Genomic DNA, 18,322 nt, shown 5'->3' with positions numbered 1-18,322 from the left:
GTCAGGCCCCGGTTGCCGCCGCTTGAGTGAAGCGGACGTAGCCGTTCTGCTCGAGTTCGTCGGCCAGCTCCGGACCGCCGGATTCGGCGATCCGCCCGCCGACGAACACGTGCACGTATTCCGGATGGATGTAGCGCAGGATGCGGGTGTAGTGCGTGATCAGCAGGATGCCCCCATGCTCTGTTTCCGCATAGCGGTTCACGCCCTCGCTGACCACCCGCAGCGCGTCGACGTCGAGGCCGGAGTCGGTCTCGTCGAGGATCGCGATCTTGGGCTTGAGCAATTCCAGCTGCAGAATCTCGTGGCGCTTCTTCTCGCCGCCGGAAAAGCCCTCGTTGACGCTGCGCTCGGCGAAGGCCGGGTCGATCTCCAGCGAGCCCATGGCCGCCTTGACCTCTTTGACCCAGTGCCGCAGCTTCGGAGCCTCGCCGCGCACGGAGGTCGCCGCCGAGCGCAGGAAGTTCGACACAGACACTCCCGGCACCTCGACGGGATACTGCATGGCCAAGAAGATTCCGGCCCGGGCGCGCTCGTCGATGCTCATCGCCAGCACGTCCTGGCCGTCCAGCGTGATGGAGCCCGAGGTCACCGTGTACTTGGGGTGCCCGGCGATGGCGTAGGACAGCGTCGACTTGCCCGACCCGTTGGGGCCCATCAAGGCATGTGTCTCACCGGATTTCACCGTCAGGTCGACGCCGTTGAGGATGGGGATCTCGCGCTCGGAATCAGCGGCGTTCGGGTTGACGACGCTGACGTGCAGATCTTTGATTTCCAGAGTGGTCATAAGGTTGTTGTTTCCGTCTTTTCCGTGATGGCCAGTTCGTGTTCGATGGCTGCGGTCAGGCGTTCCCGTATCTCGGGCACCGCGATCTTGGAGATGATTTCGGCGAAGAAGCCGCGGATGACCAGGCGGCGCGCCTGCTCCTCGGGGATGCCGCGGGAGCGTAGGTAGAACAGTTGCTCGTCGTCGAAACGCCCAGTGGCACTGGCGTGCCCGGCGCCGACGATCTCGCCCGTCTCGATCTCCAGGTTGGGCACCGAGTCGGCGCGCGCCCCGTCGGTGAGCACCAGGTTCCGGTTCACCTCGAAGGTGTCGGTGCCGGCGGCGTCGGCGCGGATCAACACGTCGCCGATCCAGACCGTGTGCGCGTCGGGCAACGCGGAGTCCGGATCGCCTTGCAGCGCACCCTTGTACAGCACATTCGACTTGCAGTTGGGGTGGGCGTGGTCCACCAGCAGCCGCGACTCCAGGTGCTGCCCGTCGTCGGCGAAGTACAGGCCGAGCAACTCGGCGTCGCCGCCGGGGCCCAGGTACCGCACGTTGGCGGTCAGCCGCACCACTTCGCCACCGAGCATGACCACGACGTGGCGCAGCACCGCGTCCTTGCCCAGCTTGGCGTGTTGCATGCTGACGTGCACGGCGTCGTCGGCCCAGTCGGCCAGCCACACCACGGTGAGCCGGGCGGCGTCGTCGACGACGAATTCGACGTTGTCGGCCAGGGTTCCGCTGCCCCCGTGGTCGATGACGACGACGGCCTCGGCGAGCTCGGAGACCCGGATCTGCAGGTGCCCGTAGGCCACCGCGCCCTCGCCGGGGCCGGTGACGGTGACTCCGATCGGGTCGGCGATGCGGGTGTCGCGCTCGACGGTGATCAGGGTCGCGGAGTTGAACGATGAAAATGCTTGCGCGGCAACACGGTCGGTCGGCACGCCGGCCTGGCCGAGCCGCTCGTCGCCGCGGGAGACGGTCTCGACCCGCAGGCCGGGCTGCTCGCTGACGCTGATCCCGGCCTTGCCGGTGGCGCGCGCAGAGCCGTCGTGCAGGCCGCGCAGCCGGCGCAGCGGGGTGAACCGCCAGATTTCGTCGCGGCCGTGCGGGACCTCGAACGCGTCCACATCGAACGAGGAGAACAACTCCCCCTTATTCAATGCGGTAAGCGAACTCCCCTCGACGGCCGAAGTCAGATTGTCACCGGCGCGCGTCATCCGACAGCGCCCTCCATCTGCAACTCGATCAGCCGGTTGAGCTCCAGGGCGTACTCCATCGGCAGCTCTTTGGCGATCGGCTCGACGAAGCCGCGCACCACCATGGCCATCGCCTCGTCCTCGGTCAGGCCGCGGCTCATCAGGTAGAACAGCTGGTTCTCGCTGACCTTCGACACGGTGGCCTCGTGGCCCATGGTGACGTCGTCCTCGCGGATGTCGACGTAGGGGTAGGTGTCGCTGCGGCTGATCGTATCCACCAGCAGCGCATCACATTTCACGCTGGAACGCGATCCGTGCGCGCCCTTGTTCACCTGCACCAGGCCGCGGTAGGAGGTGCGGCCGCCGCCGCGCGCCACGGACTTGGACACGATGTTGCTCGACGTGTTCGGCGCCAGGTGCAGCATCTTCGCCCCGGTGTCCTGGTGCTGGTCTTCGCCGGCGAAGGCGACCGAGAGCACCTCGCCCTTGGCGTGCTCGCCGGTCATCCAGACCGCCGGATACTTCATGGTGACCTTCGAACCGATGTTGCCGTCGATCCACTCCATGGTGGCGCCTGCCTCGGCGCGGGCCCGCTTGGTGACCAGGTTGTAGACGTTGCCCGACCAGTTCTGGATCGTCGTGTAGCGAACGCGCGCATTGGGTTTCACGATGATCTCGACCACCGCCGAGTGCAGCGAGTCCGACTTGTAGATCGGAGCGGTGCAGCCCTCGACGTAGTGCACGTAGGAGCCCTCGTCGGCGATGATCAGCGTCCGCTCGAACTGGCCCATGTTCTCGGTGTTGATCCGGAAGTAGGCCTGCAGCGGGATGTCGACGTGCACGCCCTTCGGGACGTAAATGAACGAGCCGCCGCTCCACACCGCGGTGTTCAGCGCGGAGAACTTGTTGTCCCCGGCCGGGATCACGGTGCCGAAGTACTCCTGGAAGAACTCGGGGTGTTCGCGCAGCGCCGTGTCGGTGTCCTGGAAGATGACGCCCTGCTTTTCCAGGTCTTCACGGATGGAGTGGTAGACGACCTCCGACTCGTACTGGGCCGCGACGCCGGAGACCAGCCGCTGCTTCTCGGCTTCCGGGATGCCCAGCCTGTCGTAGGTGTTCTTGATGTCCGCGGGCAGATCGTCCCACGTCGCCGCCTGCTTCTCGCTGGAGCGCACAAAGTACTTGATGTTGTCGAAGTCGATGCCGCCCAGGTTCGAGCCCCAGTTCGGCATCGGCTTGCGGTCGAAGATGCGCAGCGCCTTCAGCCGGGTCTGCAGCATCCATTCGGGCTCGTTCTTCTTCGCCGAGATGTCGCGGACGACGGCCTCGGACAGGCCGCGCTGGGCGCTGGCCCCGGCGACGTCGGAGTCCGCCCAGCCGTAGCCGTACTTGCCCAGGGAGGCGATCGCCTCTTCCTGGGTCAACGGCACGGTCGCCGTCTTGCTGGCCTCGGGTGTGAGTGTCATCGAGACGCTCCTTTGATGCTCGTGGTGTCGCGGCGCGGGCTGGGCGCCGTGCTTGATGGCTGGGTCAGGGGTACGTGCGTGGTGCAGGCGCAGTTGCCGTTGACAATGGTCCCCAATCGCTGGACGTGGGTGCCCAGCACCTCGGCCATGGCCTGTTGCTCGGCGTCGCACAGCTCGGGGAACTCCTCGGCGACGTGCGACACCGGGCAGTGGTGCTGGCAGATCTGCACGCCGTGGATCGGCCCGCCGACCTGCGTGGTGGTGGTGACGTAGCCGGCCTTGGTCAGCGCGGTGGCGATCCGGTCGGCCGCCGCCTCGACGTCGGTGTCCGCCGCGCTGTCGGCGGCGGGAACGTCGGCCAGGATGGTGTCGATGCGCTGCCGGGCGAAGGCCTGCACCGCCTCTTCACCACCGATCTCGCGGAGTTGCCGCATGGCCGCCGCCGCCAGGTCGTCGTAGGCGTGGTCGAGCTTGGCCCGGCCTGCCGCGGTGAGCCGATAGCGCTTGGCGGGACGCCCGCGCCCCACGTGCTGCCACGCCGCGGGCGCCGTGGACTCGGCGTCGCCCGCCTCGATCAGGGCGTCGAGATGCCGTCGCACGCCGGCGGCCGCCAGACCCAACCGGTCACCGATCTCGACGGCGGTGATCGATCCGGATTCCAGCAGCAGCCGCACGATCGCGCGGCGGGTGTGACCATCCGGCACCGATGCGCCGACGTCCGCCGCGGTAGCGGCTACGCCGACACCAGTGGCCCCATCGGGGCTGGTTCGGATTTTCACAACACCAGTGTGACGCAATTCCGGGGATCGGTCTAGCAAGGGTCCCCTGTCCTGGCGTTGCGCTGCTCACAGCCACGGCGCGGCGGTGACCCTATCCATCCGGCGGCTACGCTGCTCTGATGGCAGCCCGCCACCACACGCTGAGCTCATCGATCGCCAGTCTGCACGGCGACGAGCAACCGGTGGGTTCGCCGCTGAACGATACCGAGCTCACCGCGCTGCGCCGCATCCGGCTGTTCGGCGCGACCGGCACGGTGGTGATGGCGATCGGCGCGCTGGGCGCCGGCGCCCGGCCCGTCGTGCAGGACCCCACGTTCGGGGTGCGCCTGCTCAACCTGCCGTCGCGCATCCAGACCGTGTCGTTGACCATGACGACCACCGGCGCGGTCATGATGGCGCTGGCCTGGTTGATGCTCGGCCGGTTCGCGCTGGGAAACCGGCGGATGTCGCGCGGCGACCTGGACCGCACCCTGCTGCTCTGGGTCCTGCCCCTGTTGATCGCCCCGCCGATGTACAGCAAGGACGTCTACTCCTACCTGGCGCAGAGCCAGATCTCGCTGGAGGGTCTGGACCCCTACCGAGTGGGCCCGGCGTCGGGCCTGGGCCTGTCGCACATCTTCACGCTGTCGGTGCCGACGCTGTGGCGCGAGACGCCCGCACCCTATGGGCCGCTGTTCCTGTGGATCGGGCGCGGCATCTCCGCGATCACCGGGGAGAACATCGTCGCCGCGGTGTTGTGCCACCGGCTGGTGGAGCTGCTGGGGGTGGGACTGATCGTCTGGGCGACCCCGCGGCTGGCCCGGCGCTGCGGCGTCGCCGAGGTCAGCGCGCTGTGGCTGGGGGCGGCCAACCCGCTGCTGATCATGCATCTGGTGGCCGGCGCCCACAACGAGGCGCTGATGCTGGGACTGATGCTGGCCGGGGCCGAGTTCGCGCTGCGCGGCATCGACGCACCCCGGTTGCTGCCGGCGTCGTGGAAGCGGTTGGGCCCGGACTGGGAACCGCTGGGCATGCTGTTCGCCGGTTCGGTGCTGATCGTGTTGTCGTCGCAGGTGAAGCTGCCGTCGTTGCTGGCGCTGGGCTTCGTCACGATGGCGCTGGCCTACCGCTGCGGCGGCACCCTGCGCGCACTGCTGCTGGCGGGCTGCGGCATGGCGACGTTGTCGCTGGCGGTGATGGCGCTGGTCGGCTGGGCCAGCGGCCTCGGATTCGGCTGGGTCTACACGCTGGGCACCGCCAACGTGGTGCGCAGCTGGATGTCGCCACCGACGCTGCTGGCGCTCGGCACCGGGCAGGTCGGCATCCTGCTGGGCCTGGGCGATCACACCACCGCGGTGCTGGGGCTGACCCGTGGGATCGGCGTGCTGATCATCACGGTCATGGTGGCGTGGTTGCTGCTGGCCGTCTTCCGCGGCCGGCTGCACCCGATCGGCGGGCTGGGCGTCGCGCTGGGCATCACGGTGCTGCTGTTCCCCGTCGTGCAGCCCTGGTACCTGCTGTGGGCCATCATCCCGCTGGCGGCCTGGGCGACCCGGACCGGCTTCCGGGTGGCGGCCATCGTCATCAGCCTGGTCGTCGGGATCTTCGGCCCGACCGCCAACGGCGACCGGTTCGCGCTGTTCCAGATCATCGACGCCACCCTGGCCAGCACGGTCATCGTCGTCGCGCTCATCGCGTTGACCTACACCCGCCTGCCGTGGCGCCGCCCGCCGGTCCAGGACACCGAATCCGACGGCGAACCGGTCAACGACACGGCGGCGACGCCGGTAACTCCGCCGACCCCCCGCCCGGCGCCGGCGCATGACGCCTACGCTGATTCCACGTGAGCTCGGCCTTTCCCGTCCGCGAAGCGCGCGAATCCCCCGACGCAGTGGTGCGGCTGCGCGGAGTCACCAAGAAATACGGATCCGGCGCGACGGCCGTGGAGGCCGTCTCCAATCTCGATCTCGAGGTGTACACCGCCGAGGTGCTGGCCCTGCTCGGCCCCAACGGCGCCGGCAAGACGACGACGGTCGAGATGTGCGAGGGCTTCGTGCGCCCGGACGCCGGCACCATCGAGGTGCTCGGCCTGGACCCGATCGCCGACAACGCGCGGCTGCGGGCGCGGATCGGGGTGATGCTGCAGGGCGGCGGCGGTTACCCCGCGGCCCGGGCGGGCGAGATGCTCAACCTGGTGGCCGCCTATGCCGCCGACCCGCTGGACCCGGCCTGGCTGCTGGACACGCTGGGCCTCACCGACGCCGCCCGCACCACCTACCGTCGGCTCTCCGGCGGCCAGCAGCAGCGGCTGGCGCTGGCGTGCGCGCTGGTCGGCCGTCCCGAACTGGTGTTCCTCGACGAGCCCACCGCGGGCATGGACGCCCACGCCCGGCTGCTGGTCTGGGAACTGATCGACGCGCTGCGCCGCGACGGCGTGACTGTAGTGCTGACCACCCACCAGCTCAAGGAGGCCGAGGAGCTCGCCGACCGGCTGGTGATCATCGACCACGGGGCCACGGTGGCCTCCGGCACGCCCACGGAGCTGACGCGCAGCGGGGCCAAGGACCAATTGCGGTTCAGCGCACCGCCGCGCCTCGATCTGTCGTTGCTGTCCGCCGCCCTGCCGGAAGACTATAAGGCCACCGAGGTGACGCCGGGCGAGTACCTGGTCGAGGGGCACGTCGACCCCCAGGTGCTGGCGACCGTCACCGCCTGGTGCGCGCGGATCGACGTGCTGGCCACCGACATGCGCGTCGAGCAACGCAGCCTCGAGGATGTGTTCCTCGACCTCACCGGCAGGAAGTTACGGCCTTGACGGACAACGAGACTCGATCGAGCGTGTTCCCCGCCGGCACCTTTGCTCCCGACCCGCGGCCCAGCGCGGTGCCGAAAATGCTTGCCGCGCAATTCGGTTTGGAGCTCAAGCTGCTGCTGCGCAACGGCGAACAACTGCTGCTGACCATGTTCATCCCGATCACGCTGCTGGTGGGGCTGACGCTGCTGCCGCTAGGTTCGTTCGGCCAGCACCGCGCGGCGACCTTCACCCCGGTCATCATGGCGCTGGCGGTGATCTCGACGTCGTTCACCGGGCAGGCGATCGCCGTCGCCTTCGATCGGCGCTACGGCGCGCTCAAGCGGCTGGGCGCCACCCCGCTTCCGGTGTGGGGCATCATCGCGGGCAAGTCGCTGGCCGTGGTCACCGTGGTGTTCCTCCAGGCAATCCTGTTGGGCGTCATCGGTTTTGCGCTGGGTTGGCGCCCCACGCCGACGGCGCTGGCGCTGGGCGCGGCGGTCATCGCGCTGGGCACCGCGGTGTTCGCGGCGCTGGGGCTGCTGCTCGGCGGGACGCTGCGCGCCGAGATCGTGCTGGCGGTCGCCAACCTGCTGTGGTTCGTCTTCGCCGGCCTGGGCGCGCTCACCCTGGAAACCGGGATCACCCCGGCGGCGGTCAAACTCGCGGCCCGGCTGACCCCGTCCGGCGCGCTCACCGAGGCGCTCTCGCAGGCGATGACCATGTCGGTGGACTGGTTCGGCGTGGTCGTTCTGCTGGCCTGGGGCGCGGTGGGCGCGCTGAGCGCGCTGCGCTGGTTCCGCTTCACCTGACCTGGGTGCGCACCGGCCGTACTACAAGTCGTAGTTTTCGGTGCCTTAGGATCGGGCCGTGGTTGGACGGATGCTGCTGCGCGTGGTGGACCTGCTCCCCAACCCCAGTCTGGGTGTGCAGCGCCTGATCGCCGCGGCCGTCATCCTCACCCAGGGCGGCATCGCCATCACCGGCGCGATCGTCCGGGTCACCGCCTCGGGGCTGGGCTGTCCCACCTGGCCGCAGTGCTTTCCGGGCAGCTTCGTTCCGGTCGCCCACGCCGAGGTGCCGCGCGTCCACCAGGCCGTCGAATTCGGCAACCGGATGGTCACCTTCGCCGTGGTGATCACCGCGGCGCTGGCCGTGCTGGCCGTCACCCGGGCGCGGCGACGCCGCGAGGTACTGGTCTACGCCTGGCTGATGCCGGTGTCCACCGTCGTGCAGGCGGTGATCGGTGGCATCACCGTGCGCACCGGGCTGCTGTGGTGGACGGTGGCCATCCACCTGCTGACGTCGATGACGATGGTGTGGCTGGCGGTGCTGCTCTACGTGAAGGTCGGCGAGCCCGACGACGGAGTGGTTCGCGAGCGAGTAGTCAGGCCGCTGCGCGCGCTGACCGCGCTGACCGGCCTGAACCTGGCCGCGGTGCTGGTGACCGGCACGCTGGTGACGGCCGCCGGCCCGCACGCGGGTGATCGCAGCCCCACCCGGACGGTGCCGCGGCTGAAAGTCGAGGTCGACACGCTGGTGCACATGCACTCGTCACTGCTGATCGCCTACCTGACGCTGCTGGTGGGCCTGGGCTTCGGGCTGCTGGCGGTGCGCGCCGACCGCCCCGTGCGGCTGCGGCTCGCGGTGCTGCTGGTGTTGGTGTTCGCGCAAGCCGCGGTCGGCACCGCGCAGTACTACACCGGGGTTCCCGCCGTGTTGGTCGCCCTGCACGTCGCCGGGGCTGCGGCGTGCACGGCGGCCACCGCGGCGCTATGGGCGTCGATGCGAGAGCGGGCCGAGCCCGAGCCGCTCGCAGGCTGACTCCACCGCCAGGGCGAACCGGTGCTGCGCGAGGTCGCGGGCCGCGGGGTTCAGCCGGCGCCAGCCCAACGACGGCGCGGCGAGGTCGAGCCCTACCAGCCGGTCGCCGGCGACGTCGACACGCGCGCAGAGCAGCTCCCGGACGGCGATGCCGCAGCGCTTTGCGGAAGCGGCGAGCGCGGCGTGGCCGAGGTCCCACGACTCGAATTCCGGATCGACCGGCCACGCGTGCGACCGCTCGCCGCCCAGGAAGATCAACGACGCGTCGGGCAGTGTGTCCGGATCGGTCGTCGGCACTCCGTCGTGCTCGAGGTCGCGCAGATACCGCTCGTCGAGGTTCCAGGCCACCGTGGCCGGCGGGTTGAGCAGATGCCGCACGCGCCGGGCCCAGGCCAGGAATTCGTCGGGGCGATCAGGGGTGCCCGCGATGGCCCGCAGTATCACCAGATCCGCGCTGGCGGTGTCGGGATCGTCCCAGGGCAGCCAGCGCGCGTGCAGGCCGCGCCGCCGCAGGGCGCCCACCAGACCGGCGTCGTCGCCCGTCTCGCCCGCGCCGTCGCCCGCCCCCGCCAGCACGATGCGGGGATGGAAGACGTTCGGGCGAGCGAGTTTCATGCCCGGGCATGATAAGCAGATGCACGCAATCGAAGTCAGCGAGACCGGCGGCCCCGAGGTGCTGCGCTACGTCGACACGCCTGCGCCCACCCCCGGGCCGGGCGAGGTGCTGATCAAGGCCGAGGCCATCGGCGTCAACTACATCGACACCTATTTCCGCTCGGGGCAGTACCCGCGGGAGTTGCCGTTCGTCCTCGGCTCGGAATTGGCCGGCACCATCGAAGCTCTCGGCGACGGCGTCGACGGGTTGCGTGTTGGGGAGCGTGTGGTCAGCGCCGCGGCGTCCGGCGGATATGCCGAATACGCTACGGCCCCAGCACATTTGACGGCTGAGCTGCCCGACGGCGTGACGGCCGCCGTGGCGGCCGCGGCGCTGCTCAAGGGGTTGACCGCTCATTACCTGTTGAAGTCGGTGTTTCCGGTGCAGGCGGGCGACACGGTGCTGGTGCACGCCGGCGCGGGCGGCGTCGGCCTGATCCTGACGCAGTGGGCCCACCTGCTCGGTGTGCGGGTGATCACCACGGTCTCCACCCCGGACAAGGAGCGGCTGTCCCGGCGGGCGGGCGCCGACGAGGTGCTCCCCTACCCGGAGGACGCGAAAGCGTTCGGCGAGCGGATTCGCTCGTTGACAGACGGCGCCGGCGTGGCCGCGGTGTACGACGGCGTGGGCGCGACCACCTTCGACGCCAGCCTGGCCAGCCTGGCCATCCGGGGCACGCTGGCGCTGTTCGGCGCGGCCAGCGGGCCTGTCCCCCCGTTCGACCCGCAGCGCCTCAACGCCGCCGGCTCGGTGTTTCTGACCCGGCCGTCGCTGGCGCATTTCGTGCGGACCGGTCAGGAATTCAGCTGGCGGGCAGAGGAATTGTTCACCGCGATCGCCGGCGGCGACATCACCGTCGAGGTGGGCGGGCGCTACCCGCTGGCCGAGGCGGCCCGCGCCCACCAGGATCTGCAGGGCCGCAAGACGGCGGGCTCGATCGTGCTGCTGCCCTAGGGGCGGTGCAAGCACAGCGGCCGCAGCGGCCCTAGGGCATTAGGGCATTAGGGCAGTTGCCCGCCTTCGAGCGACAACCCGGTCAGGGCGGGCGGTTGTCGCTGTGAAGGCGGGCAATTCACGGCCCGTCTCATCCAGAGACTCAAGTGGCCGGTGTGACTGGTCGCCCGGTTGCGGCGTCAGTCAGAACAAATGCGGCAGCCCGATGGCCGAGTCCACGGCCAGCGCGCAGAACACCACGGCCAGATAGTTATTCGACTGCAGGAACAACCGCAGCGGCTTGACCGGCTGGCCGGCGCGGACCCCGGCGTAGAGCTGGTGGGCCATCGCCAGGAACCACACCCCGGCGACCACGGCGACGGCCGCGTACAGCCAGCCCGTCGCCAGCCCCAGCGCCAGCGTGGCCAGCACCGTCAGCCAGGTGTAGATCAGGATCTGCTTGGTCACCTGACGCTCGGTCGCCACGGCCGGCAGCATCGGCACGCCCGCCGCCTTGTAATCGTCCTTGTAGCGCATCGCCAGCGCCCAGGTATGCGGCGGCGTCCAGAAGAAAATGATGGCGAACATCACCAGCGCGGGCCATTGAATGGTGCCGGTGACGGCCGACCAGCCGATCATCACCGGCATGCAGCCGGCCGCGCCGCCCCACACCACGTTCTGCGAGGTGCGGCGCTTGAGCAGCAGCGTGTAGACGAACACGTAGAACGCAATCGTCGCCAGGGCCAGCAGCCCAGACAGCAGGTTCGTCGTCCACCAGAGCCAGACGAACGAGGCCACCGTCAGCACCAGGCCGAACACCAGCGCGTTGCGCGTGGGCACCGCCGCGCGGGCCAGCGGCCGCCGCGCAGTGCGCTTCATCACCTTGTCGATATCCGCGTCGGCCACACAGTTAAGCGTGTTGGCTCCCCCGGCGGCCAGCATCCCGCCGATCAGGGTGTTGACGATCAGCAGCGGGTTCACCGTGCCGCGCTGCGCCAGCAGCATCGCCGGGATGGCGGTGACGAGCAGCAGTTCGATGACCCGCGGCTTGGTCAGCGCCAGATAAGCCAGCACCGTGCCTCGTATTCGGCTTGGCAATTGGCTCGGCGCGACGCGCCCGCGAACGCTCACGCAATAACTCCTTGGGGTCGCAGCGGCGCGCAGCATCTACTACACACGATGGTAGACCGCGTAGTGGCGATTGCCCGCCCGCGGGTCCGTTCCCGCAGATTTCTCCAGATTTCCGAGCTGAATGTTAAACACTTTCGACGGGCGCGTAATTTTCACACGTGCCGGCCGTGGGTACCCCAAATCCTGCGCTGCAAGAGCCGGCCCTCCCGCACTAGGGTGGGATTGATCAGCTCGATGACCCAAGGACAATGTCTGTGACGACACTCGAAGAGATCTCTACGCTGACCCAACCGCACCTCCCCGACGACTGGTCCGAGCTCGACTCGGCCGCCGTCGACACCATCCGGGTGCTGGCCGCCGACGCGGTGCAAAAGGTCGGCAACGGCCATCCCGGGACGGCGATGAGCCTGGCGCCCCTGGCCTACACCTTGTTCCAGCGGGCGATGGTCCACGATCCCAGCGACACCTCCTGGCTGGGCCGCGACCGGTTCGTGCTGTCCTGCGGGCACAGCAGCCTGACGCTGTACCTGCAGCTGTATCTCGGTGGTTTCGGCTTGGAGCTGTCCGACATCGAGTCGCTGCGCACCTGGGGATCCAAGACCCCCGGGCACCCGGAGTTCCGGCACACCAAGGGCGTTGAGATCACCACGGGCCCGCTAGGGCAGGGCCTGGCCTCGGCGGTGGGCATGGCGATGGCCGCCCGCTATGAGCGTGGCCTGTTCGATCCCGACGCGGCCCCCGGCAGCAGCCCGTTCGACCATTTCATCTACGTGATCGCCTCCGACGGCGACATCGAAGAGGGCGTCACCTCGGAGGCCTCGTCGCTGGCGGCCGTCCAGCAGCTGGGCAATCTCATCGTTTTCTACGACCACAACGAGATTTCGATCGAGGACGACACGAACATCGCGCTGTGTGAGGACACCGCCGCGCGGTACCGGGCCTACGGCTGGCACGTGCAGGAGATCGAGGGCGGCGAGAACGTCGTCGCGATCGAGGAGGCCATCGCCAACGCCAGGGCGGCCACCGACCGGCCCTCGTTCATCTCGCTGCGCACCATCATCGGCTATCCCGCGCCCAAGCTGATGAACACGGGCAAGGCGCACGGCGCGGCCCTGGGCGACGAGGAAGTGGCGGCCGTCAAGGAGATCCTCGGCTTCGACCCGGACAAGAACTTCGAGGTACGCGACGAGGTGATCGCCCACACCCGCAAGTTGGTGGACCGTGGCAAGGAAGCGCACCAGAAATGGCAGGTGGATTTCGACGCCTGGGCGCAGGCGCAACCCGAACGCAAGGCACTGCTGGACCGATTGACGGCCGAGGAGCTGCCCGACGGCTGGGACGCCGACCTGCCGCACTGGGAACCCGGCTCCGACCAGATTGCCACCCGCAAGGCCTCCAACGAGGTGCTCAACGCGGTCGGACCGAAACTGCCGGAGCTGTGGGGCGGTTCGGCCGACCTGGCGGGCAGCAACAACACCACCATCAAGGGCGCTGATTCCTTTGGGCCGCCGTCTATTTCGACCAAGGACTACACGGCGCACTGGTACGGCCGCACGCTGCACTTCGGTGTGCGCGAGCACGCGATGGGCGCCATCCTGTCCGGCATCGTGCTACACGGTCCGACCCGGGCCTACGGTGGCACGTTCCTGCAATTCTCCGACTACATGCGCCCGGCCGTCCGGTTGGCATCGTTGATGGACATCGACACCATCTACGTGTGGACCCACGACTCCATCGGTCTGGGCGAGGACGGCCCGACCCACCAGCCGATCGAGCACCTCGCGGCGTTGCGGGCCATTCCGAATCTCTCGGTGGTTCGCCCGGGCGATGCCAACGAGACGGCCTATGCCTGGCGCACTGTCCTGGCCCGCGGCAACGGCAGCGGCCCGGTCGGCCTGTGCCTGACTCGCCAGGGTCTGCCGGTGCTCGAGGGCACCAGCGCCGACGGCGTCGCCCGGGGCGGCTACATCCTGGGCTCGGGCGGCGAGGACGCGGGTCAAGACCCCGACGTGGTGCTGATCGCCACCGGCTCGGAGCTCCAGCTCGCGGTCGAGGCGCAGAAGTTGTTGGCGGACAAGGACATCGTCGCACGGGTGGTCTCCATGCCGTGCGTCGAATGGTTCGAGTCCCAGCCCGACGACTACCGCGACAGCGTGCTGCCCCCGACCGTGTCGGCCAGGGTGGCCGTCGAGGCCGGCGTCGCGCAGAGCTGGCACAAGCTGGTCGGTGACACCGGCAAGATCGTCTCGATCGAGCACTACGGCGAATCCGCCGACTATAAGACCTTATTCCGTGAATTCGGCTTCACCGCCGAAGCCGTCGCGGCCGCCGCGGAAGAAGTAGTGGATAACTGAGGAAAGGGTAATTCAGATGACCGCTCAGAACCCGAATCTGGCGGCGCTGTCCGCCGCCGGCGTATCGGTGTGGCTTGACGACCTGTCGCGACAGCGGCTGCAGTCGGGCAACCTGCAGGAGCTGATCGACACCAAGAGCGTCGTCGGCGTGACCACCAACCCGTCGATCTTCCAGAAAGCGTTGGCGGAGGGCGATTCCTACGACGACCAGATCGCCGAGCTGGCCGAGCGCGGCGCCGATGTGGACGCCACAATCCGCACCGTCACCACCGACGACGTCCGCAACGCCTGCGATGTCTTGAAACGTGAGTGGGAGGCTTCCGACGGGGTGGACGGGCGGGTGTCCATCGAGGTCGACCCGCGCCTGGCGGCCGAGACCGACAAGACCGTCGCGCAGGCCGTCGAGCTGTGGAAGATCGTCGACCGGCCGAACCTGTTCATCAAGATCCCGGCCACCAAGGCGGGCATCCCGGCCATCACCGCCGTTCTGGCCGAAGGTATTTCGGTCAACGTCACGCTGATCTTCTCCGTCGAACGGCACCGCCAGGTGATGGACGCCTACCTGGCCGGCCTGGAGAAGGCTCGCGAGGCCGGCCACGACCTGTCCAAGATCCATTCCGTCGCATCGTTTTTCGTGTCCCGGGTGGACACCGAGGTGGACAAGCGGTTGGAGAAGATCGGCTCGGACGACGCAAAGGCGCTGGCCGGCCAGGCCGGAGTCGCCAACGCCCGCCTGGCGTATGCGGCCTACCAGGAGGTGTTCGAGGGTGGCGATCGCTTTGCGGCGCTCAAGGCCGACGGGGCCCGCGTCCAGCGTCCGCTGTGGGCGTCGACGGGCGTCAAGAACCCCGACTACTCAGACACCCTCTATGTCACGGAGCTGGTGGCGCCCAACACGGTGAACACCATGCCGGAGAAGACCATTGACGCCGTCGCCGATCATGGCGAGATCAAGGGTGACACGGTCACCGGCACCGCCGATGCCGCCCAGGAAGTGTTCGACAAGCTCTCGGGGGTCGGCGTCGATCTGACCGACGTATTCAAGGTGCTGGAGAACGAGGGCGTGGAGAAGTTCGTGGATTCCTGGACCGAGCTGCTGGAGGAAACGCAGAAGCAGCTGGGTTCCAGCTCCAAATGAGCCCAGCCCGCACCGCGCAACAATGGCATAACCCGTTACGGGACAAGCGCGATAAGCGGCTCCCGCGGATCGCGGGACCGTGCGGGATGGTGATCTTCGGCGTGACGGGCGACCTGGCCCGCAAGAAGGTCATGCCGGCGATCTACGACCTGGCCAATCGCGGTCTGCTGCCGCCCAGCTTCTCCCTGGTGGGCTTCGCCCGACGGGATTGGAGCACGCAGGATTTCGGCAAGGTGGTGCACGAAGCCGTCAAGGAACACTGCCGAACTCCGTTTCGGCAGGAGAATTGGGATCGGCTGGCCGAGGGATTCCGTTTCGTGCCAGGCGCTTTCGACGACGATGAGGCGTTCGGCCGACTGGCCGAGACCTTGGACAAGCTGGATGCCGAACGCGGCACCGGCGGCAATCACGCCTTCTATCTGGCGATCCCGCCCAAGTCCTTCCCGGTGGTGTGTGAGCAGTTGCACAAGTCGGGTCTGGCGCGCCCGCAGGGCGAACGGTGGAGCCGGGTGGTCATCGAGAAGCCCTTCGGTCACGACCTGGAGAGCGCGCAGGCCCTGAACAAGGCCGTCAACGCGGTCTTTCCGGAGGAGGCGGTGTTCCGGATCGACCACTACCTCGGCAAGGAGACCGTCCGCAACATCTTGGCGCTGCGGTTCGCCAACCAGTTGTTCGATCCGATCTGGAACGCGCACTACGTCGACCACGTGCAGATCACCATGGCCGAGGACATCGGTCTGGGCGGCCGGGCCGGCTACTACGACGGCATCGGTGCCGCGCGCGACGTCATCCAGAACCACCTGATGCAGCTGCTGGCCCTGACCGCGATGGAGGAGCCGGTCAGCTTCAGCCCGTCGGCGTTGCAGGCCGAGAAGATCAAGGTGCTCTCGGCCACCCACCTCGCCGAGCCCCTCGACCAGACCACCAGCCGCGGCCAGTACGCCGCGGGCTGGCAGGGCGGCGAGAAAGTCGTCGGGCTGCTCGACGAGGAGGGGTTCGCCAAGGACTCGACCACCGAAACGTTCGCCGCCATCACGCTCGAGGTGGACACCCGCCGCTGGGCCGGTGTTCCCTTCTACCTGCGTACCGGAAAACGCCTGGGCCGCAGGGTGACCGAGATCGCGCTGATCTTCAAGCGGGCGCCGCATCTGCCGTTCGACGCGACCATGACCGACGAGCTCGGCGCCAACGCCATGGTGATCCGGGTGCAGCCCGACGAAGGCGTCACGTTGCGGTTCGGGTCCAAGGTGCCGGGCACCGCGATGGAAGTCCGCGACGTCAACATGGACTTCTCCTACGGCTCGGCGTTCGCCGAGGAGTCGCCGGAAGCTTACGAACAGTTGATCCTCGACGTGCTGCTGGGCGAGCCGTCCCTGTTTCCGGTCAATGAAGAGGTCGAATTGGCTTGGGACATACTCGATCCCGTACTCAACAACTGGGCAGCCGGTGGCAAACCCGAACCATACGAGTCGGGCACCTGGGGTCCGGACGCCGCGTTCGAGATGCTGCGCCGCACCGGGCGGGAATGGCGACGCCCGTGATCCGTGACGATGCAGAGCGCAGCGATGAGGAGGAGCGACGCCCGTGATCGTTGATATGCCGGACGCCACCACCACGGCGGTCAACAAGAAACTCGACGAACTGCGGGAAAACGTCGGTGCCGTCGCGATGGGCCGGGTGCTGACCCTGATCATCGCGCCGGACAGCGAGGAGATCTTCGAAGAGTCGCTGCAGGCGGCCAACGACGCCAGCCATGAACACCCCAGCCGGATCATCGTGACGATGAGGGGCAACCCGTTCGCGGACAAGCCACGCCTGGACGCGCAGCTGCGCGCAGGCGGCGACACCGGCGCCAGCGAAGTCGTGGTCCTACGGCTGTCCGGGGCGCTGGCCGGGCACGCCGCCAGCGTGGTCACCCCCTTCTTGTTGCCCGACATCCCGGTGGTGGTCTGGTGGCCCGATGTCGCGCCGGCGGTCCCGGCGCAAGATCCGTTGGGCCGGTTGGCGATTCGGCGCGTCACCGACGCGACGAACGGGGTCGACCCGTTGGCGGCCATCAAGAGCCGGCTGCCCGGATACACCGCGGGTGACACCGACCTCGCCTGGGCGCGCATCACCTACTGGCGCGCGCTGCTCACCTCCGCAGTCGACCTGACGCCGCACGAACCGATCGAGTCGGCGCTGGTATCCGGTCTAGCAACCGAGCCCGCTCTGGACGTCCTGGCGGGGTGGCTGGCCAGCCGGATCGACGGCCCGGTGCGCCGAGCGGTCGGCGAGCTCAAGGTCGAACTGGTGCGCAAGAGCGAGACCATCGTCTTGAGCCGCCCGCAGGAAGGGAGGACGGCCACGTTGAGCCGGACGTCCCGGCCGGACGCCCTACTCCCCTTGGCGCGCAGGGAAACCGGTGAGTGCCTCGCCGAAGACCTGCGCCGACTGGATCCCGACGAGATATACCAATCAGCGCTCGAAGGCATCGAGAAAGTGCAATACGTGTGAGCACCAGCATCGAAATTTTCCCGGATAGCCAGACCATGGTCGACGCCGCCGCGACGCGGCTGACCGACACCATCGCGAACGCCGTGGCGGCGCGGGGCGCAGCGCTCATCGTGCTGACCGGCGGCAGCAACGGCATCGGGTTGTTGCAGTCGTTGGTGGGACGCGACATCGACTGGTCGAAGGTGCATCTGTTCTGGGGCGATGAACGCTACGTCCCCGAGGACGACGACGAACGCAATGACAAGCAGGCCCGGGCCGCGTTGCTCTCGCACGTCGACATCCCGTCCAGCCAGGTGCACCCGATGCCCGCAAGCGACGGCGAGTTCGGCAGCGACCTCGCGGCGGCGGCGCTGGCCTACGAGCAGCTGCTGGCCGCCAACGCCGCACCCGGCGAGCCCGTTCCGAATTTCGACGTGCACCTACTGGGCATGGGGCCCGAGGGCCACATCAACTCGCTGTTCCCCGACACCCCGGCCGTGCTCGAAACCACCCGCATGGTGGTGTCGGTCGACGACTCCCCCAAGCCGCCACCGCAACGAATCACCTTGACGCTGCCCGCCATCGCGCGGTCGCGCGAGGTCTGGCTGCTGGTGACCGGCGGCGGCAAGGCCGACGCGGTGGCCGCCGCCATCGGGGGCGCTGCGCCGGTCTCGGTGCCGGCCGCCGGGGCGGTCGGACTGGACACCACGCTGTGGCTGCTCGACGAGGACGCCGCGGCCAAGCTGCCGTCGAACCCGTCGGGCGTAGCGTGACTCAGCCCTGAAATGCGCTAGCGCATCCGCTGGCGCTTTCGATAGTCGTGCATGCCTTC

16 protein-coding genes are annotated in these 18,322 nt (G+C 68.5%); 10 read left to right on the top strand and 6 right to left on the bottom strand.

Features of this window, described 5'->3' with window-relative positions; genetic code table 11:
- Position 1 precedes the first annotated feature (1 nt).
- The 4 genes from sufC to ACZYVJ_RS24620 are packed head-to-tail and all read right to left on the bottom strand — an operon-like array spanning position 2 to position 4,249.
- Positions 2-784, bottom strand: coding sequence for a Fe-S cluster assembly ATPase SufC (sufC, locus tag ACZYVJ_RS24635; protein WP_463833742.1), 783 nt, complete (start codon positions 782-784; stop codon positions 2-4).
- Positions 781-1,986 carry a Fe-S cluster assembly protein SufD gene (gene sufD, locus ACZYVJ_RS24630; RefSeq protein ID WP_463833741.1) on the bottom strand — a complete coding sequence of 402 codons (1,206 nt, stop codon included), beginning with the start codon at positions 1,984-1,986 and terminating at the stop codon, positions 781-783. Before sufD ends, sufC begins: the two co-directional genes overlap by 4 nt.
- Positions 1,983-3,431: a Fe-S cluster assembly protein SufB gene (gene sufB / locus ACZYVJ_RS24625; RefSeq protein ID WP_463833740.1), complete on the bottom strand. Its 1,449-nt coding sequence runs from the start codon at positions 3,429-3,431 to the stop codon at positions 1,983-1,985. The genes sufD and sufB overlap by 4 nt, the downstream gene beginning before the upstream one ends.
- Positions 3,428-4,249, bottom strand: coding sequence for a helix-turn-helix transcriptional regulator (locus ACZYVJ_RS24620; RefSeq protein WP_463833739.1), 822 nt, complete (start codon positions 4,247-4,249; stop codon positions 3,428-3,430). Before ACZYVJ_RS24620 ends, sufB begins: the two co-directional genes overlap by 4 nt.
- Before the next feature lie 80 nt (positions 4,250-4,329).
- On the opposite strand from ACZYVJ_RS24620, the gene mptB reads away from it, so the two are divergent.
- The 4 genes from mptB to ACZYVJ_RS24600 all read left to right on the top strand — a co-directional run bounded on the left by mptB (position 4,330) and on the right by ACZYVJ_RS24600 (position 8,804).
- Positions 4,330-6,036 carry a polyprenol phosphomannose-dependent alpha 1,6 mannosyltransferase MptB gene (gene mptB / locus ACZYVJ_RS24615; RefSeq protein ID WP_463833738.1) on the top strand — a complete coding sequence of 569 codons (1,707 nt, stop codon included), beginning with the start codon at positions 4,330-4,332 and terminating at the stop codon, positions 6,034-6,036.
- A complete protein-coding gene (locus ACZYVJ_RS24610; RefSeq protein WP_463833737.1) occupies positions 6,033-7,004 on the top strand; it encodes an ABC transporter ATP-binding protein in 972 nt (323 codons plus the stop codon). The genes mptB and ACZYVJ_RS24610 overlap by 4 nt, the downstream gene beginning before the upstream one ends.
- Before the next feature lie 77 nt (positions 7,005-7,081).
- Entirely contained in the window at positions 7,082-7,792 is a 711-nt protein-coding gene (locus tag ACZYVJ_RS24605) for an ABC transporter permease (protein ID WP_463833870.1), read from the top strand.
- Between the two features lie 70 nt (positions 7,793-7,862).
- The gene (locus tag ACZYVJ_RS24600; RefSeq protein WP_463833868.1) at positions 7,863-8,804 is read left to right on the top strand and encodes a COX15/CtaA family protein; all 942 of its coding nucleotides are present in this window, start codon (positions 7,863-7,865) and stop codon (positions 8,802-8,804) included.
- On the opposite strand, the gene ACZYVJ_RS24595 is transcribed toward ACZYVJ_RS24600, so the two are convergent.
- Positions 8,754-9,419, bottom strand: a complete 666-nt coding sequence (locus ACZYVJ_RS24595) for a hypothetical protein (protein WP_463833736.1) — start codon at positions 9,417-9,419, stop codon at positions 8,754-8,756. The two genes, ACZYVJ_RS24600 and ACZYVJ_RS24595, sit on opposite strands and share 51 nt — an antisense overlap.
- 19 nt (positions 9,420-9,438) lie before the next feature.
- Here ACZYVJ_RS24595 and ACZYVJ_RS24590 point away from each other — a divergent pair, with 19 nt between their 5' ends.
- The gene (locus tag ACZYVJ_RS24590; protein WP_463833735.1) at positions 9,439-10,413 is read left to right on the top strand and encodes a quinone oxidoreductase family protein; all 975 of its coding nucleotides are present in this window, start codon (positions 9,439-9,441) and stop codon (positions 10,411-10,413) included.
- Positions 10,414-10,596: 183 nt separating this feature from the next.
- Here ACZYVJ_RS24590 and ACZYVJ_RS24585 read toward each other — a convergent pair whose 3' ends face one another.
- The gene (locus ACZYVJ_RS24585) at positions 10,597-11,523 is read right to left on the bottom strand and encodes a heme o synthase (RefSeq protein WP_463833734.1); all 927 of its coding nucleotides are present in this window, start codon (positions 11,521-11,523) and stop codon (positions 10,597-10,599) included.
- A gap of 254 nt (positions 11,524-11,777) precedes the next feature.
- On the opposite strand from ACZYVJ_RS24585, the gene tkt reads away from it, so the two are divergent.
- From tkt to pgl, 5 genes are read left to right on the top strand one after another with little or no spacing between them, the layout of a single operon-like run.
- Positions 11,778-13,877 carry a transketolase gene (tkt, locus tag ACZYVJ_RS24580; protein ID WP_463833733.1) on the top strand — a complete coding sequence of 700 codons (2,100 nt, stop codon included), beginning with the start codon at positions 11,778-11,780 and terminating at the stop codon, positions 13,875-13,877.
- 16 nt (positions 13,878-13,893) lie between these two features.
- Positions 13,894-15,015 (top strand): transaldolase, encoded by a 1,122-nt coding sequence (gene tal, locus ACZYVJ_RS24575; protein WP_463833732.1) that lies wholly within the window; start codon positions 13,894-13,896, stop codon positions 15,013-15,015.
- Complete coding sequence (zwf, locus tag ACZYVJ_RS24570; protein ID WP_463833731.1) at positions 15,012-16,556, top strand: glucose-6-phosphate dehydrogenase; 1,545 nt, start codon at positions 15,012-15,014, stop codon at positions 16,554-16,556. The genes tal and zwf overlap by 4 nt, the downstream gene beginning before the upstream one ends.
- A gap of 43 nt (positions 16,557-16,599) precedes the next feature.
- Positions 16,600-17,511: a glucose-6-phosphate dehydrogenase assembly protein OpcA gene (gene opcA / locus ACZYVJ_RS24565; RefSeq protein ID WP_463833730.1), complete on the top strand. Its 912-nt coding sequence runs from the start codon at positions 16,600-16,602 to the stop codon at positions 17,509-17,511.
- A complete protein-coding gene (gene pgl, locus ACZYVJ_RS24560) occupies positions 17,508-18,263 on the top strand; it encodes a 6-phosphogluconolactonase (protein WP_463833729.1) in 756 nt (251 codons plus the stop codon). The genes opcA and pgl overlap by 4 nt, the downstream gene beginning before the upstream one ends.
- The last annotated feature ends 59 nt before the right edge of the window (positions 18,264-18,322 follow it).

The organism is Mycobacterium sp. IDUB_3, assembly GCF_055419585.1.
Note: the sequence above shows the minus strand (reverse complement) of the source record. Positions and strands in the feature narration are given on the sequence as shown.

Excerpts from the sequence above, each read along its gene's own strand:
- ACZYVJ_RS24590 (WP_463833735.1), top strand. The coding sequence starts at position 9,439 with ATGCACGCAATCGAAGTCAGCGAGACCGGCGGCCCCGAGGTGCTGCGC.
- sufD (WP_463833741.1), bottom strand. The coding sequence starts at position 1,986 with ATGACGCGCGCCGGTGACAATCTGACTTCGGCCGTCGAGGGGAGTTCG.
- mptB (WP_463833738.1), top strand. The coding sequence starts at position 4,330 with ATGGCAGCCCGCCACCACACGCTGAGCTCATCGATCGCCAGTCTGCAC.
- ACZYVJ_RS24605 (WP_463833870.1), top strand. The coding sequence starts at position 7,082 with ATGCTTGCCGCGCAATTCGGTTTGGAGCTCAAGCTGCTGCTGCGCAAC.
- ACZYVJ_RS24600 (WP_463833868.1), top strand. The coding sequence starts at position 7,863 with ATGCTGCTGCGCGTGGTGGACCTGCTCCCCAACCCCAGTCTGGGTGTG.
- ACZYVJ_RS24595 (WP_463833736.1), bottom strand. The coding sequence starts at position 9,419 with ATGAAACTCGCTCGCCCGAACGTCTTCCATCCCCGCATCGTGCTGGCG.
- zwf (WP_463833731.1), top strand. The coding sequence starts at position 15,012 with ATGAGCCCAGCCCGCACCGCGCAACAATGGCATAACCCGTTACGGGAC.
- sufB (WP_463833740.1), bottom strand. The coding sequence starts at position 3,431 with ATGACACTCACACCCGAGGCCAGCAAGACGGCGACCGTGCCGTTGACC.
- sufC (WP_463833742.1), bottom strand. The coding sequence starts at position 784 with ATGACCACTCTGGAAATCAAAGATCTGCACGTCAGCGTCGTCAACCCG.
- tal (WP_463833732.1), top strand. The coding sequence starts at position 13,894 with ATGACCGCTCAGAACCCGAATCTGGCGGCGCTGTCCGCCGCCGGCGTA.